This window comes from Aeromonas sp. QDB11, from assembly GCF_027705265.1.
Classification (GTDB): domain Bacteria; phylum Pseudomonadota; class Gammaproteobacteria; order Enterobacterales; family Aeromonadaceae; genus Aeromonas; species Aeromonas allosaccharophila.
In genome coordinates, this window is sequence record NZ_JAPDBM010000049.1 from 16,090 (window position 1) to 36,857 (window position 20,768).

At 60.7% G+C, this 20,768-nt stretch carries 21 protein-coding genes; 15 read left to right on the forward strand and 6 right to left on the reverse strand.

The window, feature by feature from the left end:
• The first annotated feature begins 40 nt into the window (after window positions 1–40).
• On the forward strand, window positions 41–1,282 hold the full coding sequence (locus OKC40_RS15820; protein ID WP_042656462.1) for a mechanosensitive ion channel family protein: 1,242 nt from the start codon (window positions 41–43) through the stop codon (window positions 1,280–1,282).
• A 186-nt stretch (window positions 1,283–1,468) separates the two neighbouring features.
• Window positions 1,469–2,395, forward strand: a complete 927-nt coding sequence (locus tag OKC40_RS15825; protein WP_058053307.1) for a L,D-transpeptidase family protein — start codon at window positions 1,469–1,471, stop codon at window positions 2,393–2,395.
• Between the two features lie 69 nt (window positions 2,396–2,464).
• On the opposite strand, the gene OKC40_RS15830 is transcribed toward OKC40_RS15825, so the two are convergent.
• Window positions 2,465–3,358, reverse strand: coding sequence for a VirK/YbjX family protein (locus tag OKC40_RS15830; RefSeq protein ID WP_270795912.1), 894 nt, complete (start codon window positions 3,356–3,358; stop codon window positions 2,465–2,467).
• 325 nt (window positions 3,359–3,683) lie between these two features.
• Between OKC40_RS15830 and putP the strand changes: the two genes are divergently transcribed.
• The 10 genes from putP to rpoS all read left to right on the forward strand — a co-directional run bounded on the left by putP (window position 3,684) and on the right by rpoS (window position 12,208).
• On the forward strand, window positions 3,684–5,201 hold the full coding sequence (gene putP, locus OKC40_RS15835) for a sodium/proline symporter PutP (RefSeq protein WP_139409173.1): 1,518 nt from the start codon (window positions 3,684–3,686) through the stop codon (window positions 5,199–5,201).
• 208 nt (window positions 5,202–5,409) lie between these two features.
• Complete coding sequence (gene ftsB, locus OKC40_RS15840) at window positions 5,410–5,727, forward strand: cell division protein FtsB (RefSeq protein WP_139707536.1); 318 nt, start codon at window positions 5,410–5,412, stop codon at window positions 5,725–5,727.
• The gene (gene ispD, locus OKC40_RS15845; protein WP_182938182.1) at window positions 5,720–6,412 is read left to right on the forward strand and encodes a 2-C-methyl-D-erythritol 4-phosphate cytidylyltransferase; all 693 of its coding nucleotides are present in this window, start codon (window positions 5,720–5,722) and stop codon (window positions 6,410–6,412) included. Before ftsB ends, ispD begins: the two co-directional genes overlap by 8 nt.
• A gap of 219 nt (window positions 6,413–6,631) precedes the next feature.
• Complete coding sequence (gene ispF / locus OKC40_RS15850; RefSeq protein ID WP_182938181.1) at window positions 6,632–7,108, forward strand: 2-C-methyl-D-erythritol 2,4-cyclodiphosphate synthase; 477 nt, start codon at window positions 6,632–6,634, stop codon at window positions 7,106–7,108.
• Window positions 7,108–8,166 (forward strand): tRNA pseudouridine(13) synthase TruD, encoded by a 1,059-nt coding sequence (gene truD / locus OKC40_RS15855; RefSeq protein WP_182938180.1) that lies wholly within the window; start codon window positions 7,108–7,110, stop codon window positions 8,164–8,166. Before ispF ends, truD begins: the two co-directional genes overlap by 1 nt.
• Window positions 8,147–8,893, forward strand: a complete 747-nt coding sequence (gene surE / locus OKC40_RS15860) for a 5'/3'-nucleotidase SurE (protein WP_042656468.1) — start codon at window positions 8,147–8,149, stop codon at window positions 8,891–8,893. Before truD ends, surE begins: the two co-directional genes overlap by 20 nt.
• A gap of 7 nt (window positions 8,894–8,900) precedes the next feature.
• Window positions 8,901–9,518, forward strand: coding sequence for a protein-L-isoaspartate(D-aspartate) O-methyltransferase (locus tag OKC40_RS15865; RefSeq protein WP_270795914.1), 618 nt, complete (start codon window positions 8,901–8,903; stop codon window positions 9,516–9,518).
• The gene (locus tag OKC40_RS15870) at window positions 9,515–10,096 is read left to right on the forward strand and encodes a YqaA family protein (RefSeq protein WP_042656469.1); all 582 of its coding nucleotides are present in this window, start codon (window positions 9,515–9,517) and stop codon (window positions 10,094–10,096) included. Before OKC40_RS15865 ends, OKC40_RS15870 begins: the two co-directional genes overlap by 4 nt.
• Window positions 10,097–10,105: 9 nt before the next feature.
• Window positions 10,106–11,176 carry a peptidoglycan DD-metalloendopeptidase family protein gene (locus OKC40_RS15875; RefSeq protein WP_182938179.1) on the forward strand — a complete coding sequence of 357 codons (1,071 nt, stop codon included), beginning with the start codon at window positions 10,106–10,108 and terminating at the stop codon, window positions 11,174–11,176.
• 45 nt (window positions 11,177–11,221) lie between these two features.
• Window positions 11,222–12,208, forward strand: coding sequence for an RNA polymerase sigma factor RpoS (rpoS, locus tag OKC40_RS15880; protein ID WP_182938178.1), 987 nt, complete (start codon window positions 11,222–11,224; stop codon window positions 12,206–12,208).
• A gap of 108 nt (window positions 12,209–12,316) precedes the next feature.
• Here rpoS and OKC40_RS15885 read toward each other — a convergent pair whose 3' ends face one another.
• Window positions 12,317–13,354, reverse strand: coding sequence for an alkene reductase (locus tag OKC40_RS15885; RefSeq protein ID WP_182938177.1), 1,038 nt, complete (start codon window positions 13,352–13,354; stop codon window positions 12,317–12,319).
• A gap of 199 nt (window positions 13,355–13,553) precedes the next feature.
• Here OKC40_RS15885 and OKC40_RS15890 point away from each other — a divergent pair, with 199 nt between their 5' ends.
• Entirely contained in the window at window positions 13,554–14,120 is a 567-nt protein-coding gene (locus OKC40_RS15890) for a TetR/AcrR family transcriptional regulator (RefSeq protein WP_182938176.1), read from the forward strand.
• Window positions 14,121–14,215: 95 nt separating this feature from the next.
• Here OKC40_RS15890 and OKC40_RS15895 read toward each other — a convergent pair whose 3' ends face one another.
• The gene (locus OKC40_RS15895) at window positions 14,216–15,169 is read right to left on the reverse strand and encodes a LysR family transcriptional regulator (protein WP_182938175.1); all 954 of its coding nucleotides are present in this window, start codon (window positions 15,167–15,169) and stop codon (window positions 14,216–14,218) included.
• A gap of 155 nt (window positions 15,170–15,324) precedes the next feature.
• Between OKC40_RS15895 and aguA the strand changes: the two genes are divergently transcribed.
• Together aguA and OKC40_RS15905 are read left to right on the forward strand one after the other, a co-directional pair.
• Entirely contained in the window at window positions 15,325–16,422 is a 1,098-nt protein-coding gene (aguA, locus tag OKC40_RS15900; protein ID WP_182938174.1) for an agmatine deiminase, read from the forward strand.
• 164 nt (window positions 16,423–16,586) lie between these two features.
• On the forward strand, window positions 16,587–18,290 hold the full coding sequence (locus tag OKC40_RS15905; protein WP_182938173.1) for an amidase: 1,704 nt from the start codon (window positions 16,587–16,589) through the stop codon (window positions 18,288–18,290).
• 113 nt (window positions 18,291–18,403) lie between these two features.
• Here the strand turns inward: OKC40_RS15905 and OKC40_RS15910 are convergent, their stop codons facing one another.
• The 3 genes from OKC40_RS15910 to OKC40_RS15920 all read right to left on the reverse strand — a co-directional run bounded on the left by OKC40_RS15910 (window position 18,404) and on the right by OKC40_RS15920 (window position 20,605).
• Window positions 18,404–18,865 (reverse strand): CesT family type III secretion system chaperone, encoded by a 462-nt coding sequence (locus OKC40_RS15910; RefSeq protein ID WP_270795916.1) that lies wholly within the window; start codon window positions 18,863–18,865, stop codon window positions 18,404–18,406.
• A gap of 112 nt (window positions 18,866–18,977) precedes the next feature.
• Window positions 18,978–19,886, reverse strand: coding sequence for a hypothetical protein (locus tag OKC40_RS15915; protein ID WP_270795918.1), 909 nt, complete (start codon window positions 19,884–19,886; stop codon window positions 18,978–18,980).
• Between the two features lie 275 nt (window positions 19,887–20,161).
• Window positions 20,162–20,605 carry a hypothetical protein gene (locus tag OKC40_RS15920; RefSeq protein WP_182938170.1) on the reverse strand — a complete coding sequence of 148 codons (444 nt, stop codon included), beginning with the start codon at window positions 20,603–20,605 and terminating at the stop codon, window positions 20,162–20,164.
• Between the last annotated feature and the right edge of the window lie 163 nt (window positions 20,606–20,768).

The window sequence follows — 20,768 nt, forward strand, 5'->3', positions numbered from 1 at the left end:
GTTTTTGCAGCCAGTGGGCTGCCCGGTTCGGGAGAGAGCAATGAAAGAGGCGTTTTTTAACTGGTTGTCGGGCCTGGGGGTGGAAGTGACCAACCTGATGGCGCTGGTGATCGCGCTGGGCTTTATCGTCATCACCTCGCTGCTGCTGCACATGGCGCTGCACCGGGTGCTGCTGGTCCGGCTGGTGGGGATCCTCGGCAAGGCCAAGCAGGTTTGGCTGCCGCCCCAACTGCAACAGCGCCTCTTCAACCGGCTGGCCTTCGTGTTGCAGGGGGCCGTGCTGCTCGGTCAGGCAGAGATCTGGCTGCCCCGTCAATCGGATAGCCTCAAGCTTATCGAGATGGTGGCCCAGCTCTGGATTTTGCTGTTCCTGCTGCTGGCCTTCTTCGCCCTGCTCGACTGCCTGTTGTCGGTGAGCCGTTACACCCGGCTGGGGCGGGATTTGCCCCTGCGCGGCATCTTCCAGGGGGCCAAGCTGGTAGGCAGCATTCTGGTGGGCATCCTGATGATCGCCCTGCTGCTCGGCAAGTCGCCGCTGTTCCTGTTCAGCGGTCTGGGTGCCATGACCGCAGTGCTGATGCTGGTGTTCAAGGACCCCATCCTCGGGCTGGTGGCGGGGATCCAGCTCTCCGCCAACCGGATGCTGAGCGTCGGTGACTGGTTGCAGATGGACAAGTACGGCGCCGATGGCGAGGTGACCGATATCGGCCTCACCACGGTCAAGGTGTCGAACTGGGACAAGACCATCACCACCATTCCCACCTATGCCCTGATCTCGGATTCTTTCAAGAATTGGCAGGGGATGACCGAATCAGGTGGCCGCCGCATCAAGCGCAGCGTCAATATCGACATGACCAGTGTGCGCTTTCTGACGGCCGATGAGCAGTTGCAGCTCAAGCAGGCGCAGCTGCTGGCACCCTATCTCAGCCGCAAGGAGCAGGAGTTGAGTGCCTACAACCAGCAGTTGAGCGATGCCCTGAGCTGCCCTATCAACGGTCGCCACCTCACCAACCTCGGCACCCTGCGAGCCTATCTGGATGCTTATCTTCGTGCCCATTCCGGTATTCGCAAGGACATGACCCTGATGGTGCGCCAGCTGGCGCCCACGTCAGATGGACTGCCGCTGGAAATTTACTGCTTTACCGCGACCACCGCATGGGCCGATTACGAAGGGATCCAGGCCGATATTTTCGACCATATCTTTGCCATCATTGAGCAATTTCATCTGCGGTTGCATCAATCTCCCACAGGTTACGACATGCGTGGCTGGCAACGGGGATAAACAGGGAAACCGGGCGGGTCGGGGACGCGGAAAAATCCGCATATTAATCATCGACCCGTCGCCACTTGTCAGTTGAAATTTGCCGTGCAGAGGAGAAAAATGGCGACCTTCTCTTCGCGCCCCTGATCCCGCTTGATCAGCTGCCAGCCCAGAGACGTCACTTCAAGTCATCATCATGGGAAAGTTATGAAGCTCCTTCGCAATAGTGTGGCAACACTCTGCTACAGCCTGCTGCTGACCGCTGCGCCGGTTTTCGCTGTTGAATATGCTCTGCCTGCGGCCAACAGCCGTCTGGTAGGGGAAAATCTGGAATACGTGGTCCCGGCCGAAGAGAACGGCCAGCCGCTGGAGGCCATTGCGGCGAAATTCCAGCTGGGGCTCACCAACATGACTGAAGCCAACCCCGATGCGGATCCCCTGCTGGTGCAGACCGGCGAGAAGCTGGTGATCCCCCAACAGCTGATCCTGCCGGATGCGCCGCGGGAAGGGGTGGTGCTCAACGTGGCCGAGATGCGCCTCTACTACTACCCCAAGGGTAAAAAAGTGGTGGAAGTGCTGCCCATCGGCATCGGCCAGCTCGGCACCGACACCCCGGAAAACTGGGTAACCAGCGTGCAGCGCAAGAAAGCGGGCCCGACCTGGACCCCGACCGCCAAGATGCATGCCGAATATGCCGCCCGTGGCGAGAGCCTGCCTGCGGTATGGCCAGCCGGTCCGGACAACCCTATGGGTCTGTTCGCCCTCTACATCGGCAAGATGTACGCCATCCACGGTACCAACGCCAATTTCGGTATCGGCCTGCGGGTGAGCCACGGCTGTGTGCGTCTGCGTAACGAAGATATCGAGTACCTGTTCAAGCAGGTACCGGTCGGTACCCGCGTCCAGTTCGTCAACCAGCCGATCAAAGCCTCTCTCGAGCCCAACGGTGTCCGCTATCTGGAAGTGCACCAGCCGCTGTCGCGCAGCGAAGAGGAGTTCAACTCCAAGCTGCCGGCACCGCTGCCGATGACTCCGGCGGTGACCCGCTTCATTGCCCACGCCGACAGCGACTCCCAACTGGTGAAGCAGGCGCTGGAGCAGCGCAACGGCATGCCGATGGCGATCAACCGCTAACGGCAAATCCCCGTCACGACAAAGGGCGAACAGCATGCTGTTCGCCCTTTGTGTTTCTGCTGTGCTGACTCAGCGTCGCAGCAGATTTGCCTGCAGCTCGATGCCGAGCTGATCGAGCAGCTGGTAGCGCGCCTTGTAGCTTGCCCGCTTGCGGGAGGGGATCTCCTCCAGCGTCTTGCGGGGCACCTCCAGCGGCAGGCTCATCCAGAGGTCATCCTGCACGCAGCCCTGATGATCCTGCCACAGGCCGTCGAGGTCGAACTTGACCCGATCGGCGGTGCGCTTGCTGCTCTGATAGATGTGGCTTCGGGTGCGGATCCCGAGCAGGCGCTTGCACGCCAGCCCCCGGGCCAGTTCGGCGGCCATATAGACCAGCAGGGACATGGGGCGCAGCCCGCCGCACGCCTTGGTGACCTGCTTGATCTCCTCGCTAAGCCCCTTGCCGCCCTGCAGCGAGCAGATCTCGAGGGTCGGATTCGGTGCGGGGCGCAGATTGAGGGCCATGTAATAGAGCGCCGCGTCATCCAGCTTGAGGGTCAGGCTCATCTCCCCCTCTTTGCCCATGTGGGTCTGGTAATCCAGTTGCAGGGTCAGCGGTGTCGTCAGCTTGTCGCTCTGCCACTGGGCCAGCAGCAGGCCGCGCCCGCTGTAGATCGCCAGTTGCTGCGCCTTGGGCAGCTGGCGAGCCAGCTGCTGGTAGTGGCTGCTGATAAGCCCCGCTCGCAGGCGCTTGCTGAGCCCCTTGTGGCGATAGGGGTGGATCGGCTTTTCCAGAATATCGGGGAAGCGGCTGATCGCCTGCGCCAGCAGCGGTTGCTCCTGCTGCTGGCGATAGAGGGCGCGCGCGCCGGGATTGAGCCAGAGACGACCCACATACTTGGCCCGTCGGATGAGGTGACCCGACTCCTCCACCGGGTGAAGGCGGCGGGCGAGGGTGCGCAGGTGTGACAGATGAGATGACATGGTGCCGACCTCTGGCTGGTGTGATGAGACTGGGCGGGGAGTGTAGGAGCGGGGCGCAGGCTTGTAAAAAATGGATAGTAACAAAATGTGAAAACAGAACGCTCAATAGCCGCCGTTGCGACGATATGGTCGTAACGGCCATGGCAGGAAATCTGGCGCCATCCTCTTGATGCGGCAGATGATTTGATGCGCAAAGGTTTTTATTGTGTTTTGTGTTTGTTAAAAGTGGTTGAGCTGGCGCGAACGGCTGATTAAGCTAGGCCGGTTTTTTAGGGATGAGCCCGTCACCAGAGCGGGCAGAAAATGACACAAAACGGAGTTTTGCATGACAGCTAGCACACCCATGTTAATCACCTTCCTGGTGTATATCCTCGGAATGGTGTTGATCGGCTTCGTTGCCTATCGCGCCACCCGCAACTTTGATGACTACATTCTGGGCGGTCGCCGGATGGGGAGTTGGGTCACCGCCCTCTCTGCCGGCGCCTCCGACATGAGCGGCTGGCTGCTGATGGGGCTGCCCGGCGCCGTCTTCGTCAGCGGCATCTCCGAGAGCTGGATCGCCATCGGTCTGGTGATCGGCGCCTACCTCAACTGGCGCTGGGTGGCGGGTCGACTGCGGGTACATACCGAGAAAAACCGCAACGCCCTGACCCTGCCGGACTACTTCACCTACCGCTTTGAAGATCACAGCAAGGTGTTGCGCATCCTCTCGGCGCTGGTGATCCTGCTGTTCTTCACCATCTACTGCGCCTCCGGCGTGGTGGCCGGTGCCCGTCTGTTTGAGAGCACCTTCGGCATGGATTACAACACTGCCCTCTGGGTCGGTGCCGCCGCCACCATCACCTACACCTTCTTCGGCGGCTTCCTCGCGGTGAGCTGGACCGACACGGTGCAGGCGACCCTGATGATCTTCGCCCTGATCCTGACCCCGATCTTCGTCATCATCGCCGTCGGCGGGGTGGACAGCGCTATGATCGAGGTAGCCGCCAAGAGCGCCACCAACCTCGACATGTTCAAGAATCTGGATGTGATCGCCATTGTCTCGCTGATGGCCTGGGGCCTGGGCTACTTCGGTCAGCCCCACATTCTGGCCCGCTTCATGGCGGCGGATTCCCACCACTCCATGGCCAATGCCCGTCGCATCAGCATGACCTGGATGGTGTTCTGCCTCGCTGGCGCGGTGGCCATCGGCTTCTTCGGTCTGGCCTACTTCGCCCGCTTCCCGGAAGTGGCGGCTGGGGTGACCGGCAACCCGGAACGGGTCTTTATCGAGCTCTCCAAGATCCTGTTCAACCCCTGGATCGCCGGTGTGCTGCTCTCCGCCATTCTGGCTGCGGTAATGAGCACTCTGAGCTGTCAGCTGCTGGTCTGCTCCAGCGCCATCACCGAGGATCTCTACAAACCGTTCCTGCGCAAGAACGCCTCCCAGCGTGAGCTGGTGTGGGTGGGTCGCCTGATGGTGCTGCTGATCGCGGTGATTGCCATCGCCGTCGCCATGAATCCGGAGAACCGGGTGCTGGGGCTGGTGAGCTACGCCTGGGCCGGTTTCGGTGCCGCCTTTGGTCCCGTGGTGCTGCTCTCCGTGCTGTGGCCGCGAATGACCCGCAACGGCGCGCTGGCTGGCATGCTGGTCGGTGCCATCACCGTCATCGTCTGGAAACAGTTCGGTTGGCTGGGGCTGTATGAGATCATCCCGGGCTTCCTGTTCGCGCTGCTGGCCATCGTGGTGGGCAGTCTGCTGGGCGAAGCACCCTCAAAAGCGATGCTGGAGCGTTTCCGCGATGCCGAGGAGGAGTACAACACTCCGGCCGAGAGCGCGGGAGAGCCAGTCGCGGTGAACTGATCCCCCCGATCGCTTTCTGATTGAGAGCCCCGCCCCCGGATAAGGAGCGCCCTGGTTGGCCATCCTTGCACCGGTTTGGCGGGGCTTTGTGCTATCTGATTCACTCTTGGGCACTTTTTTATGTTCGGCCGGGGGCTCGACGGTGCTCGCTTTCTTTTGTCTTGGCACCGAATATGGGACACTAGGCCGCCTGAAGGAGACCCAGTGCATGCGCCTATTCACCCTGATCCTGATCCTCCTGCTGGGGGGACTGCAATATGACCTCTGGCTGGGGAAGAACGGGCTATCCGATTACCAGAACCTGTCGGAGGCCATCTCGCAGCAACAGCGGGACAACCAGACTCTCAAGGATCGTAACGACCTCATCTACCGCGAGATAGATGATCTCACCTCTGGCCTCGAGGCCATCGAGGAGCTGTCGCGCAACGATCTGGGTTACATCAAGCAGGGGGAGACCTTCTACCGGATCATCCCCAAAGAGAAAGACAAAGAGACAGTGCCGGACGATGAGCCCTACGATGACTGATGCCAGCCGGGTATCCGGCCTGACGGCGATCGTCCCTGCCGCCGGCATCGGCTGCCGGATGGGGGCCGATTGCCCCAAGCAGTACCTGCAACTGGCGGGTAAAACCATTCTCGAACATACCCTGGAGCGGTTGCTCTCCCATCCGGCCATCGCGCAGGTGATCGTGGCGCTGGCGCCCCATGACCGCTGGTTCGAGGCCCTGCCCGTGGCGGCCGACCCGCGCATTGTGCGGGTAGAGGGAGGCGCCGAGCGCGCCTTTTCCGTCCTCAATGGTCTTCATGTGGCGCAAGGGGAGTGGGTGCTGGTGCACGATGCGGCTCGCCCCTGCCTGACTCACGGCGATCTCGATGCGCTGATTGCTGCGGCCATGGGCTGCGGTGGCGCCATTCTCGGCAGCCGGGTGCGCGATACCATGAAACGCTCCGATGGCGAGGGCAATATCATCGCTACCGTCGAGCGCGAGCAGCTCTGGCATGCCCTGACGCCGCAGATGTTCCCGACCCTTGCCCTGAAACGGGCACTGGAGGAGGGGCTGCTGCTGGGCGCCATCATCACCGACGAGGCCTCCGCCATGGAGCGGGCCGGATTCGCGGTACGCATGGTGGAAGGGCGCGCCGACAATATCAAAGTGACCCGGCCGGAAGACTTGTCGCTGGCGGGGCTGTTTTTAAGCCAGCAGGCATAAGCCCCTCAGTCAGCACAAACAGTTCAGAACAAGGTGTTCAGAGCAGGTTGTCTCGAATAAACAGGCCCGAACAAGGAGTTAGCATGATCCGGATTGGACATGGTGTGGACGTACACAAAATTGATGTGGGAGGTTGCCGCTGATGATGCGCATTGGTCATGGTTTTGACGTGCAAAAAATTGATGGGGTTGGTTTCAGCATGTCGGGAGGTCGTCTCTTATGATGCGCATTGGTCATGGTTTTGATGTCCATAAATTTGGTGGGGTTGGCCCTTGCATGCTGTGCGGCGTGCCGGTTCCCTACGAGCAGGGGCTGGTTGCCCACTCCGATGGCGACGTAGTGCTGCACGCGGTGAGCGATGCCCTGCTGGGCGCCATCGGTGCCGGTGACATCGGTCGCCACTTCCCCGATACCGCAGCCGAATTCAAGGGGATCGACAGTCGCATCCTGCTGCGGGATGTGTTTGCCCGCGTGCAGCGCGCAGGTTATGCCATCGGCAACCTGGATGTGACCATCATCGCCCAGGCCCCCAAAATGGCCCCCCATATCGACGCCATGTGCGCCGTGCTGGCCGCCGATCTGCAATGTGATTTGAACCGGGTGAACGTCAAGGCGACCACCACCGAACAGCTTGGGTTTACGGGGCGCAAGGAAGGGATCGCCACCGAAGCCGTCGTCCTACTGGTGAAACAATAATGCTGGAACAACTTGCCTATCTGCACGGGGCACCCACTGCCCGCGGTATCCTCAAGGCCGAGGCTGCCGATTTCGTGGTGAATGAAGATCTCGGCTTCGAGCCTTGCGGGGAAGGGGAGCATATCTTCGTCCGGGTGCGCAAAACCGGCGAGAATACCGCCTGGGTGGCCGGTCTGCTGGCCGATGCGGCCGGGGTCAACCGCAATGCGGTGACCTGGGCGGGCCTGAAAGATCGCCACGCGGTGACCGAGCAGTGGTTCGGCATTCACCTGCCGGGCAAGGCGGAGCCGGACTTGTCGGTCATCGAGAGCGACAGCATCCAGATCCTGCAAGCCAAGCGTCACAACCGCAAATTGCGGGTCGGCTACCTCAAGGGCAACCACTTCACCCTGCGTCTCACCGGTCTGGAACAGGCCGACGGGCTGGAAGCGCGCCTGCAGGCCATCGCCGGGCAGGGCGTACCCAATTACTATGGTGAGCAGCGTTTTGGCCGTGATGGCAACAACCTGGAAGCGGCCAAGGCGATGTTTGCCGGCAAGCGGATCAAGGATCGCAACAAGCGTTCCCTCTACCTCTCAGCCGCTCGCAGCATGCTGTTCAATGCCATCGTCAGCGCCCGCATCGAGCAGGGGCTGGCTCACCAGCTGCTGGCCGGTGATTGCGTGATGCTCAAGGGCAGCCACTCCATCTTCAGTGAAGAGGTGCTGACCCCCGAGCTGGAAGCGCGTCTTGCCTCCGGCGACGTGCAACTCACTGCGCCCCAGTGGGGCCGTGGCCGTCTGGCCAGTCAGGGTGCCGCTGCCGAGTTTGAACAAGGCGTGTTGGCCCCTTACGCCGAATGGTGTGACGGGCTGGAGAAAGCCGGGCTGGATCAGGATCGCCGCCCGCTGCTGCTCAAGCCGGAGCAGATGAGTTGGCAGCTGGACGGCGAGGTGCTGACCCTCTCCTTCTTCCTGCCGGCGGGCGCGTTTGCCACCAGCGTGGTGCGCGAGTTAATGCAGGCCGAAGAGGCCGATCATGGTTTCAGGAATCAGACCGATGCGAATTCTGGTCAGTAATGATGATGGTGTGCATGCCGAGGGCATTCGTGCCCTCAGCGAGGCGCTGCGCGCCTGCGGCGAGGTCATTGTGGTGGCGCCGGATCGCAATCGCAGCGGCGCGAGTCACTCCCTGACGCTGGAAGTACCGCTGCGGGTCACCCGTATCAGCGAAACCGGTTACTATGCGGTGAAGGGCACGCCGACCGACTGCGTGCATCTGGCGGTCAATGAGCTGGTACGCCCGGAGCCGGACATGGTAGTGGCCGGTATTAACCACGGCGCCAACCTGGGGGATGATGTCATCTACTCGGGCACGGTCGCCGCGGCCACCGAGGGGCGCCATCTTGGCTACCCCTCCATCGCTATTTCGCTGGTGGGCAAGACCCACTTCGCCACGGCGGCCCACTATGCGGCCCTGCTGGTGAAGGGGCTGATGAAACACCCCCTGCCTGCCGATCAGATCCTCAACGTCAACGTGCCGGACTTGCCCCTCGAGCAGATCAAGGGGATCAAGACCACCCGCCTTGGCAATCGCCACCGGGCGGAGTCGGTGATCTGCACCGAAGATCCCCGTGGCCAGCCCATCTACTGGATTGGCCCGCCTGGCAGTCAGCAGGATGCCGGTGACGGTACCGATTTTGCTGCCATCGAGCAGGGCTATGTCTCGATTACCCCCCTGACCATCGATATGACTGCCTATGACAGTCTCGCCGGTCTGGGGGCCTGGTTAGATCTGCAGGGATGAGGGTGGTGTGATAGTACAGCGCCTGTTAAATCAGCTCATTGCGCAGGATATTCGCGATTTTCGCGTGCTGGCGACCATCGCGAAAGTGCCGCGCCAGTTGTTCGTGGACGAGGCTATGGCGCACAAGGCGTGGGACAACACCGCCCTGCCCATTGGCCACGGCCAGACCATTTCGCAGCCCTATATGGTGGCGCGAATGACCGAGTTGCTGATGCAAAATGATCCGGCCCATGTGCTGGAGATTGGCACTGGCTCCGGTTACCAGACGGCGATCCTCGCCCATCTGGTGGAGCATGTTTATACCGTTGAGCGGATCAAGTCGCTGCAGTTCCAGGCCCGGCGCCGACTGCGCCAGCTCGATCTGCACAATGTCTCGGCCAAGCACGGCAACGGCTGGCTGGGGTGGCCCAACAAAGGGCCTTATGACGCCATTCTGGTGACGGCCGCGGCGAGCGAGATCCCCACGGCACTGACCGATCAGCTGGCCGAAGGGGGCCGACTGGTGTTGCCCGTGGGTGACAGCCAGCAGACCCTGCAGCTGATCGAACGTACCGGCTCCCAGCTGACCAGCCGTATTCTGGAGCCGGTACGTTTTGTTCCCCTGATTGACGGAGATGTTGAGTGAAGTTGTTTTCCCGTTTGTACGTACTGGTGATGCAGTGGGCCCGCCACAAGCATGCTCCCTGGTATCTCTCCATCACCGCTTTTATCGAGTCGGTGTTCTGGCCGATCCCGGTGGACGTGATGCTGGCGCCAATGGCGCTCGCCAAGCCGCACAAGGCGTGGCACTACGCCGGGTTGGCAACCCTCTTCTCGGTGCTGGGTGCGCTGTTCGGTTACGCCCTTGGCTATGCCCTGTGGGATCCGGTGGTGCTGCCACTGGTGGAGTCTGTCGGCTATCAGGACAAGATCGGGATCGCCCGCCACTGGTTTGAGCAGTGGGGGATCTGGGTCATTTTCATTGCCAGCTTCACCCCTATCCCCTACAAGGTGTTTACCGTGACGGCAGGGTTGTTGCAAATGGCTCTGCTGCCCTTCATCATCACCTCCCTCATCGGTCGTGGCATGCGCTTTTTCCTGGTGGCGGGCCTGATGCGCTGGGGTGGCGAGAAGATGGAACGCAAACTGATGCACTACGTGGATGTGCTCGGTTGGCTCTGTATTGGTCTGGCCGTTGTGGCCTATTTCTGGTTTAGTCGTTAAGGATCCATTATGCGTTCGCGTATTTGGCAAGGAAGCAGTGTCGTGGTGTTGTCATGGCTGCTGCTTGCCTGCTCCTCCAGTAAAAATGCAGCTCCGGTGGATGGGGTAGGTGATGATCAGTTCGTCTCGACCATTCCGGCTCGCCAGAGCGGCACTCAGCTCAGCGCCCCCATTCAGGGCGGCAGCTATGTGGTGAAGCGGGGCGATACCCTCTACTCCATCGCCTTCAACTCCGGCAATGACGTGCCGTCGCTGGCCAGTCTCAACAACATCAGCCCGCCCTACAATATCTACCCCGGGCAGCGGCTGCGTCTTGACGCGTCGGGCTCTGCGGTGACCAGCAGCAGAAGTGCCGGTACCTATGAGGTACGCCGCGGCGATACCCTGAGCAGCATCGGCCGCCAGTTCGGCATGACGCCGCAGGTGCTGGCCCAGAGCAACAATCTGAGCGCCCCCTATGCGCTGCAGCCGGGTCAGGTACTCAACGTCCAGACTGCTGGCGGTGGTTCGACCCAGATGGTGGCTGCGACTCGTCCGGCAACCGTGACGCCAGTGGCAGTGAGCCGTCCGAGCAGCGGACCGCGTCCGTTGGCCGAGCCGAGCGGATCTGGTCAGACCACGCCATTCATCGCTCAGAAATCCGTTGCTCCGGCAGCACCGAAGGAATACGCTCAGACCAAAGAACAAAAAACAAACAACTCCCAGTCGAGACTTGCTTGGCACTGGCCCGCAAAAGGCCGGATCGTCGAGGGGTTCTCTGTTGCAGAACAGGGTAACAAGGGTATCGACATAGCCGGCCAGAAGGGGCAACCCGTCTACGCCGCCAGCGGTGGTAAAGTGGTATACGCTGGCAGTGCTTTAAGGGGGTACGGCAAGCTGATCATCCTCAAGCATGATGATGACTATCTCTCCGCTTACGCACACAACGACGAGTTGCGGGTGAAGGAAGGGGACAGCGTCAAGGGGGGCTCGGTCATTGCCAACATGGGTAGCACGGACGCGCCGGATGTGCGATTGCATTTCGAGATCCGGTACCGAGGCAAATCGATCAATCCGATGAGCTATTTGCCAAAGCGTTAACCCCAGAGAGACCGTCTTACTCTGGTAACGTCAGGGAGACACACCATGAGCCAAGAACAACTGGTAATGCAGGATGCAGAGTTAGAGTTTGACGCTGAACCCGAATCGAACGAAGAAGAAGTAGAAGAGTTGCATGAGGTAGTCGCCGAGGTGGAAGAGACTATCTCCGATGAGTTGCTGGCACCGGAACTGAACAAGGTGATGGATGCCACGCAACTCTATCTGGGGGAGATTGGTTTTTCCCCGCTGCTCACTGCCGAAGAGGAAGTCTACTACGCCCGTCGTGCCTTGCGGGGTGACAAAGCAGCCCGCAAGCGCATGATCGAGTCCAACCTTCGACTGGTGGTGAAAATCGCCCGTCGCTACAACAACCGCGGCTTGGTGCTGCTGGATCTCATCGAAGAGGGCAACCTCGGTCTTATCCGCGCGGTCGAGAAGTTCGACCCCGAGCGCGGCTTCCGTTTCTCCACCTACGCCACCTGGTGGATCCGCCAGACTATTGAGCGGGCCATCATGAACCAGACCCGCACCATCCGTCTGCCCATTCATGTGGTCAAGGAGTTAAACGTTTACCTGCGCACCGCGCGTGAACTCTCGCACCGTCTCGATCATGAACCGACCGCCGAGGATATCGCCTTTGCGCTGGATTGTTCGGTGGACAGTGTGAACCGCATGCTCAAGCTCAACGAGAAGATCACCTCGGTAGATACCCCCATCGGTGGCGATCGCGACAAGGCGCTGCTGGATGTGCTCTCCGACGAACGCGGCATGGGGCCGGAGCTGGAGTCCCAGGATGACGACATGCGCGCCAGCATTGTGCACTGGCTGGAAGAGCTCAATCCCAAGCAGCGGGAAGTGCTGGCCCGTCGTTTCGGTCTGCTGGGCTATGAGCCGGCCACCCTCGAGGATGTGGGGGCCGAGATTGGTCTGACCCGCGAGCGGGTGCGTCAGATCCAGGTCGAGGGACTGCGCCGCCTGCGGGAGATCCTGCTGAGCCAGGGGCTTTCCATCGAGGCGCTGTTTCGCACCTGATCACGGTGGCTGCCGGCTGACAACAAACGGCTGAACAAGTGAATAGCACGAGGGGAGCAATCGCTCCCCTCGTTTTTTATTGCCTGTCGTCTGGCGATGGCGGCGTGGTTATACCAGCTCGGCCAGCATGGTGTCGGCGTAGGGCACCAGCGCTTCGCCCTTCTTCACCTTGGCGAGATAGTCCGGGTTGGCGATGAGCGGACGACCGATGGCCACCAGATCGAAGCGGTTGGCCTCGATGGCCGCGGCGGCGCGCTCGGCGTCGTAGTTGCCCACCCCGACCAGATTGCCCTTGTAGTGGGCGCGCAGATAGTCGGAGGCGCGGCCACCCAGATAATCGAAGGTGAGGTTGTCATCGAAGATGCCGAGGTGGATATAGGCCAGCGGGCGATCGTTGAGCTCGGCCAGCAAATAGTCGAACACGGCGCGATCTTCCGGGCTGCCCGCCAGATGGACATAGGCACCCGGGGAGAGGCGAATGCCAACCCGATCACCGCCGATACGGGCGCTGATGGCATCGACCACTTCCAGCGCGAAACGGCTCATCTTTTCCGGGCTGCCGCCGTAGTTGTCGGTGCGCAGGTTGGTGGAGTGGTGCAGGAACTGATCGATCAGGTAGCCGTTGGCACCGTGGATCTCCACTCCGTCGAAGCCCGCTTCGATGGCGTTGGCAGCGGCCTGGGCGTAATCCTGCACCAGCTGGGCGATGTCGGCCTCGGTCAGGGCGCGTGGCACCTGATAGGTCAGCTCGCGCATGCGGGGCACAGTGCCCTCGTGCGCCACGGCAGAGGGGGCAAGCACTTCAGCCTGATGGAAGAAGGGGTGGGAGAGGCGACCGACATGCCACAGCTGGGCGAAGATCTTGCCGCCTTTGGCGTGCACGGCGCTGGTCACTTTCTTCCAGCCATCGATCTGCGCCTGGGTAAAGAGGCCCGGGGTATTGGGGTAGCCCTGCCCGTCGGGGCGAATGATGACGGCCTCGGAAACAATCAGGCCGATGTCGGCGCGGCGGCCGTAATAGGCAGCCATCTGCTCGGTCGGCACCAGACCGGGGCCTGCCATGCAGCGGGTGAGCGGGGCCATCATGAAGCGGTTGGCCAGGGTCAGAGTGTCATTGAGTCGATACGGCTGAAACAGGGTATTCATGATAGTTTGTCCTGAACGGGTTATTCTTGAATGTGCATTCAAGACGTTTTTTGCGTCGGGCGCAAGCTTTTTTTGAATGCGCGTTCAAGAAGGTTGGCCCGAGCGGGCGGCTGGGGTAAACTTGCCGCCCTTTCCAGCCACTCTTTATCGGCGGGCCTGTTTGCCCCTTGCCGGTGAACCATTTCCCACGGGAGGAACCATGCGCATAGCCGAGTTTGATCGGGACGAGGTGCTGCGAAATGCCATGGAAGCGTTTCGTGCCAAGGGGTACGCCAAGACCACCATGCAGGAGCTGGTGGCCGCCACCGGCCTGCATCCTGGCAGCATCTACGGCGCCTTCGGCAACAAGCGCGGCTTGCTGCTGGCGGCGGTGGATCACTATGTCGAGGGCAAACGCACCCTGCGCCGCGCCTTGCTCGACAACCCGAGCCCGCTGGCGGGCCTTGCTGCTTATCTCGACGGAATTGTGGGAGAGGCGCTCTGCGGCTCCTGTCTGGTGACCCGCACCATGATGGAGTTGAGCGAGCAGGATGAGGAGCTGACCCAGCGGGTCAAGGGGATCTACGGCGAGCTGGAGCAGGACCTGGCCGAGTTGCTGACGCAGGCGCAGGCAAAGGGCGAGCTAGCCCCTGATAGCAATATCCGCACCCTCACCGCCCTGCTGCTGATCAACCTGCAAGGGCTGGTCACCTTCGCTCAGTGTCGCCCCGATCGTGTTTTGCTCGACGACGTAGTCGCTCAACTGATGCGGGCCCTGCGGGCGTAACGCGATACCGCAGAAACAACAGTGGCTCCCGAGGGAGCCACTGTTGTTTCTGGTCTCAGTCCTTGCATCAACCTTTGGTGCCAGACGCAGCGGGCTTACCTCGGCCCCACCAGCTCCTTCATCAAATCTTTCAGCCACACCAGCGCCGGTTGCTGCGCGTGCACGGGGTGCCAGACGCAGTTTAGGTGGTAATCCGGCACGTCTTCGGGCAGCGGCAGGCTTTTCAGCGGCCAGTGGCTGGCGAGCAGCTCGGCCACCATGCTGGGCAGAACCAGCAGGTGATCGCTCTGGCTGACGATGGCGGCGGCGGACATATAGCTCTGGCTGTTAACCGAGATGGTGCGGCTAAAGCCCTGACTCTTCAGATAGCGGTCGAGGCTCGCCTCCGAGGTGCCGAGCGGTGAGTGGAACACGTGGGGCATGGCGATCAGCTGCTGCAGGGTGATGCGCTCCATCCACAGGGATGGGTCATCCTCGGCGCCGGCGGGGGCCGATTTGGCAATCGGCAGATCGGCGCGCACTAGCCCAGCCAGCGGCTCGGTGAGCCAGGTCTCCTTGCCGAGATACCCCGGCACCTGCATGTACTCGTCAAACCCCAGCACCAGATCGATCTCGCCGCTTGCCAGCTCGGCTTCGGGCAGGGTGTCGCGCAGGATGCGGATCTCGATGGTGACCCCCGGCGCCAGCCGCCTGAGCCGCTGAATAAGCGGCGGGATCAGCACGCACTCCACGTAATCTGTGGTGCAGAGCACGAAACGGCGCCTGGAATGGATCGGCTCGAACTCCTCTTCCTCGGTGAGCTGCTGCTCCAGCAGCCGCAGCGCCTGCTGCACCCCGAGATGCAGCCGCTGGGCGCGCGGGGTCGGCAGCATCCCCTGCGGGGTACGCACCAGCAGCGGGTCGCCGAGAAAGGTGCGTAGCCGGTTAAGGGAGTGGCTCATGGCGGGCTGGCTGATAAAGAGCGCTTCGGCGGCGCGGGTGACGCTCCCTTGCGTCATCAGGGCGTCAAACGCGAGCAGCAGATTGAGGTCGAGCTGGTGCAGTTTCATGGGGGGATTATTCGCCGTGTTTATGGGACAATCCATCCTATTCATTTGATGGATATGGGCGCAACGTCTTACTGTGCGACCCACTGTTATTTTTCCAGGATTCCCGCGCCGTGTTGGCGTAAATGGGGGCCTCAATCCATGCAAGGAGCCTTGCGATGAGCATCAAGACCATTCATTCCACGCCGGCCGCCGACGGCTTCACCATGCCCGCCGAGTGGGCGCACCAGCAGGCCGTCTGGATGATCTGGCCGTTTCGCCCTGACAACTGGCGTGAAGCCGGTCGCTTCGCCCAGCCTGTCTTTGCCAAGGTAGCGGATGCCATCGGCGGCGCCACCCCGGTCTTTATGGGGGTGCCTGCCCAGTTTATGGAGCAGGCTCGCGCCATCATGCCCGCCCACGTGACCCTAGTCGAAATGAACAGCGATGACTGCTGGGCCCGCGATACAGGCCCCACCATTGTGACCAACGTTGCCGGCGAGTGCCGTGGCGTGGATTGGGGCTTCAATGCCTGGGGCGGTCACAAGGGCGGTCTCTACTACCCGTGGAATCAGGATGAAGAGGTCGCTGCCCAGATGCTGGCCCAGCACGGTATGGCTCGCTACGACGCGCCGCTCATTCTGGAAGGGGGTTCCATCCACGTCGATGGCGAAGGCACCTGCCTGACCAGCGCCGAGTGCCTGCTCAACGAAAACCGCAACCCGCACCTGAGCAAAGAGCAGATCGAAGCTCACCTGCGCGACTATCTGGGCGTCACCAGCTTTATCTGGCTGGACGAAGGCGTCTACATGGACGAAACCGACGGCCACATCGACAACATGTGCTGCTTCGTGCGTCCGGGTGAAGTGGCGCTGCACTGGACCGACGACCAGAACGATCCCCAGTACGCCCGCTCCGTGGCCGCCCTCAAGGTGCTGGAAGCGGCAGTCGATGCCAAGGGTCGCAAGCTCAAAATCTGGAAGCTGCCCCAGCCGGGCCCGCTCTACTGCACCGAAGAGGAGTCTGCCGGCGTCGAGTGCGGCAGCGGTGTGCCGCGCGAGGCCGAAGGCCGTCTGGCCGGTTCCTACGTGAACTTCCTCATCACCAACGATCGCATTGTCTACCCGCTGCTGGATGCAGCCACCGATGGCGAAGCCCAGCGCATTCTGGAAGAGATCTTCCCGGATCACACCGTGATCGGCGTACCGGCTCGCGAGATCCTGCTGGGCGGTGGCAATATCCACTGCATTACCCAGCAGATCCCCTCCGGGAAATAAGCCGTAGGCGCGATTAGCTCGACAAAACCCCACATCGTGGGGTTTTGTCCCTTGATATGCGGGTGGTCGGGCGTTGTAGCGGCGGCGATCACCCTGAAGCGATTAGCTGCGATATGGCTGCGTTAGCCGATATTGCACACCGTCACCCTTTACAGGAGATCCCCATGATCGAAGTGACCGAGGTTTCCATTGCCGAACTGCGTGCCGCGCTCGAATCAGGCCGCACCACAGCGGTCGAACTGGTCAAGGCCTATCTGGCCCGGATCGAGGCCTACAATGGCCCCGAGACTGCCACCAAACTCAATGCCGTGGTGGTCGCCAATCCCGATGCGCTGAAAGAAGCCGAAGCTTCCGATGCCCGCCGTGCCCGTGGCGAGACTCTGGGCCCGCTCGACGGCATCCCCTACACCGCCAAAGACAGCTATCTGGTCAAGGGGCTGACTGCCGCCTCCGGCAGCCCGGCCTTCAAGGATCTGGTGGCCCAGCGCGATGCCTTTACCGTTGAGCGCCTGCGCGCCGCCGGTGCCATCTGCCTTGGCAAAACCAATATGCCGCCGATGGCCAATGGCGGCATGCAGCGCGGCGTCTATGGCCGTGCCGAGAGCCCCTACAACGCCGACTACCTGACTGCGCCGTTTGCCTCCGGCTCCTCCAACGGCGCCGGTACTGCCACCGCCGCCAGCTTCTCCGCCTTCGGTCTGGCCGAAGAGACCTGGTCGAGCGGCCGTGGCCCTGCCTCCAACAACGGTCTGTGTGCCTACACCCCGTCCCGTGGCGTCATCTCGGTGCGCGGCAACTGGCCGCTGACTCCGACCATGGATGTGGTGGTGCCTTATGCCCGCACCATGAACGATCTGCTGGAAGTGCTGGATGTAGTGGTGGCTGACGATAGCGATCCCCGTGGCGATCTGTGGCGCATGCAGCCCTGGGTGCAGCTGCCCAAGGCCTCCGAAGTGCGTCCGGCCTCCTATCTGGATCTGGCTGCCAAGCCCGATGCCCTCAAGGGCAAGCGCCTCGGCGTGCCGCGCATGTTTATCAACAAGGATGAACTGGCTGGTACCAGCGAAAACCCCGGTATCGGCGGCCCGACCGGTCAGCGCATCCATACCCGTCCGACCGTGATCGCCCTGTGGGAGCTGGCCCGTCAGGCGCTGGAAGCCGCTGGAGCGGAAGTCATCGAAGTGGACTTCCCGCTGGTCTCCAACTGCGAAGGGGACAGACCCGGTACGCCGACCGTGTTCAATCGCGGCATCGTGAGCCCGGAGTTTCTCAACGACGAGCTGTGGGAGCTCTCCGGCTGGGCGTTCGACGACTTCCTGCGCGCCAATGGCGATCCCAAGCTCAACAAGCTGGCCGATGTCGATGGCCCCCAGATCTTCCCCCACGATCCGGGCACCCTGCCGAACCGCGAGGGTGATCTGGCAGCGGGCATGGACGAGTACGTCAATATGGCCAAGCGCGGCCTGAAATCCTGGGACGAGATCGCCACAGTGCCGGACGGCCTGCGCGGGTTGGAGCAGACCCGCAAGCTGGATCTGGAGGACTGGATGGACGAGCTCAAGCTCGACGCCGTGCTGTTCCCCACCGTGGCCGATGTCGGCCCGGCTGACGCGGACGTGAATCCGGCCTCCGCCGATATCGCCTGGAGCAATGGCATCTGGGTTGCCAACGGCAACCTCGCCATTCGCCACCTCGGCGTGCCGACCGTTACCGTCCCCATGGGCATCATGGCCGATATCGGCATGCCGGTGGGGCTGACCTTTGCCGGTCGCGCCTATGACGACAACAACCTGCTGCGCTTCGCCTCGGCCTTCGAGTCCACCGGCAGCAAGCGCAGGGTGCCGCCACGCACGCCGCCGTTGGCTTGATCGTTACAGCTGGCCTGATTGCTTTAGCGCCCTGTCCGCGAGAAATCAGGGATAAAGAGAGAGGGAGGCATCATGCCTCCCTCTTTTTTGTATCCATTTTCTGGCTGTGGCCATCACACCCGGATGTTCTGGCCCGCACCCATCTCGCTCTTTGTCACATGCGGGGTCTGCTCCTCTTGGGACAAGCTGGCCTCCCACTCGTGGGCCTTTTCCAGCAGATCGGCGAGGCGCTCCCTGATCTGCTGCGGGCGATAGCTCTCCAGCGAGATCCGGGAGAAAAACGATACCCGCTCGGTGCCAGGATAGATGCCGACCCCGTAGCAATGGCGCAAGGGGGCGAGGGCATGCTCGCCAAAACGCAGGAACAACTCGCGAGACAGACGCTCGGGAAGATCGCTCGCCGTGGTCACCGAGAGTACCAGCGCCATCTCGTCGGGTTGAGCCACGATATTGACCACAAAGGGGGCTGTCGCCTCCTCTGCTGCCCGCTGGATCTCGAACGTGCAGACGCCGTTTTCATCGAAGGCCAGCGGTTCGACCGACAGCTCGGCCAGGATTTTCTGATAGATATCCAACACAACACTCCAGTCCGGTTGCCCGGTCGTCTTCGAAGGGGCAGGGCAAGATCACCAAGAGACGGCCCCGCCACCGAGCGGGCAGGGCCGTCATCCATATTCACTGCAAGGGTTACACCTTGATATTGAGTGCTCGACCCTCTTCCAGCTCGAACACCCGAACATCGCTCACCGGGTTGTCGTTAAAGCGCACGCTTTTCTTCATTTTGGCGGGGGCGTTCTCCCCGTCCGATGAGCCTGTGTGCTCTTCGACCAGCTGTGAGGTTTCGTTGGCGCGGGTGTTTGCCTCGGTCAGGGCGTCCAGCTCGGCGGTGGCTCTTTGCTCAAACAGCTGGCCGAAGCTGCGATTGAACTCGGCATTGACCTTGGTGTTGAACACCTCAGACTCCTGACTCTGCACCTTCAATGCCTCTTGCAATGCCTTGGGATCGTTGCTCAGCGAGGCGAACAACGTAGTGGTCTGCTCGATGGCACGGGAACTCAGCAGGCCGAAGATGGCGTCTCTCCCGTTGATAAAACTGGAGAAGTGCTCCATGGCAAATTCCCGGGAGGAATCACTCATGGTCTCAAGACCCAGCCGATTCTTGTTGGCGTCGGTCACATCCGCCAGAGTCGCGGTCTTGGGATCGCTGCCCGGCTTCAGATATTGGGCATCGTTTTTGAACTCGCTGATGGGCTGGTTAAAGGCTTGCTGCACAAGCTTCTTGATCTGGCCAAGCTCAGTCAGCTGCCGCTGCACCTCGGACTGAATTTGAGTGGCCCGGGTGGTGAGTGCACTCTCCCCCTTGGTGGCGGCTCGGCTAAAGAAATCGATCACCGCATTTTTGATGCGGCCCAGCGTGCTTAAATGGGCCAGGTCCCGTTGTACGGAGACATCCCCACTCTTGCCGATATGAATGCTGTACTCCTTGCCTTCACCCAGATGAAGGGCCAGCTTCTGATTGCTGCCGGGATTGACGTTGGCGAGCTGCAGGCTGTCGATAGCCTTCAACATCACCGGGGTAGCTCCATGAATAGCCATGACCTTGGTTCCTTATCTCACTAACAAGCGATACATCTGGCCTGCATCATACCCGTCAGTGAAAACGCCGTTTATTAGCCATGGTTGCACTATTTTAGTTTCGGGTTGGCCTGCGCTGGCGTGTGTGAGAGGAGAGCCGGTTGCAGTGTGGCCTCAGATTTTGAGTCCATAGCTGCAAGCGTATGGTGCCGCCACGGAGGCCGCTGTTGGGGGGATTGCCGCTGTGAGTTACATATTCCGAGTTTGACAGGTAATAACAAAAACAAACCCACCCGCTATGCTGGTGGGTTTTCTTTCTTCTGTTCGAATACTTCATCAATCATTACATGTGCAGCTGAACCAATCCAAAAGAATATAGAGGTCGCAACAATGTAGAGGATTACTTGAATGGTCATTATGTAAATTGAACTGGCATCGTTCAATAAAATTATCGCAATAAGAATTAAGCATGGCGTGACCCCCATTATAAAAAGCAACGTAATTATCAAAACTATTCTTGGCGAAGCGGAGTTTTTATTGATAACACCAGCGCTAACAATTTTCACTATTGCTTGGCCGAATAGGATTGCAGATGCAAAACTCCAATCTGCAGCAGCAAAAAAGTCACCCATACTTGATTTGTATAATTTTACCATTCCAATAACAATAAATGGCAAAAGTATAAACAAATACTCGGAAAGCAATGTTATTCTTGCATTTGAGTAGACATTATTCTTCATAGTCAAAATTCCCCTGTTTATAAAACCGCATTTCTACAGGGTTGTGCACCCAGGGCAAGATCGCGAACGTTTTTTAAGCAGGGCACGAGGATTTGACCGACCGAACAGGGTGTGATCTTATACTCTCTTTTACGGGAGTTTCGTCATGAACCATCAAGCGGCA

Bases quoted from the DNA above. Each gene is read 5' to 3' on its own strand.
- OKC40_RS15820 (WP_042656462.1), top strand. From the start codon at position 41: ATGAAAGAGGCGTTTTTTAACTGGTTGTCGGGCCTGGGGGTGGAAGTG.
- OKC40_RS15825 (WP_058053307.1), top strand. From the start codon at position 1,469: ATGAAGCTCCTTCGCAATAGTGTGGCAACACTCTGCTACAGCCTGCTG.
- OKC40_RS15830 (WP_270795912.1), bottom strand. From the start codon at position 3,358: ATGTCATCTCATCTGTCACACCTGCGCACCCTCGCCCGCCGCCTTCAC.
- putP (WP_139409173.1), top strand. From the start codon at position 3,684: ATGACAGCTAGCACACCCATGTTAATCACCTTCCTGGTGTATATCCTC.
- ftsB (WP_139707536.1), top strand. From the start codon at position 5,410: ATGCGCCTATTCACCCTGATCCTGATCCTCCTGCTGGGGGGACTGCAA.
- ispD (WP_182938182.1), top strand. From the start codon at position 5,720: ATGACTGATGCCAGCCGGGTATCCGGCCTGACGGCGATCGTCCCTGCC.
- ispF (WP_182938181.1), top strand. From the start codon at position 6,632: ATGATGCGCATTGGTCATGGTTTTGATGTCCATAAATTTGGTGGGGTT.
- truD (WP_182938180.1), top strand. From the start codon at position 7,108: ATGCTGGAACAACTTGCCTATCTGCACGGGGCACCCACTGCCCGCGGT.
- surE (WP_042656468.1), top strand. From the start codon at position 8,147: ATGCGAATTCTGGTCAGTAATGATGATGGTGTGCATGCCGAGGGCATT.
- OKC40_RS15875 (WP_182938179.1), top strand. From the start codon at position 10,106: ATGCGTTCGCGTATTTGGCAAGGAAGCAGTGTCGTGGTGTTGTCATGG.
- rpoS (WP_182938178.1), top strand. From the start codon at position 11,222: ATGAGCCAAGAACAACTGGTAATGCAGGATGCAGAGTTAGAGTTTGAC.
- OKC40_RS15885 (WP_182938177.1), bottom strand. From the start codon at position 13,354: ATGAATACCCTGTTTCAGCCGTATCGACTCAATGACACTCTGACCCTG.
- OKC40_RS15890 (WP_182938176.1), top strand. From the start codon at position 13,554: ATGCGCATAGCCGAGTTTGATCGGGACGAGGTGCTGCGAAATGCCATG.
- OKC40_RS15895 (WP_182938175.1), bottom strand. From the start codon at position 15,169: ATGAAACTGCACCAGCTCGACCTCAATCTGCTGCTCGCGTTTGACGCC.
- aguA (WP_182938174.1), top strand. From the start codon at position 15,325: ATGAGCATCAAGACCATTCATTCCACGCCGGCCGCCGACGGCTTCACC.
- OKC40_RS15905 (WP_182938173.1), top strand. From the start codon at position 16,587: ATGATCGAAGTGACCGAGGTTTCCATTGCCGAACTGCGTGCCGCGCTC.
- OKC40_RS15915 (WP_270795918.1), bottom strand. From the start codon at position 19,886: ATGGCTATTCATGGAGCTACCCCGGTGATGTTGAAGGCTATCGACAGC.
- OKC40_RS15920 (WP_182938170.1), bottom strand. From the start codon at position 20,605: ATGAAGAATAATGTCTACTCAAATGCAAGAATAACATTGCTTTCCGAG.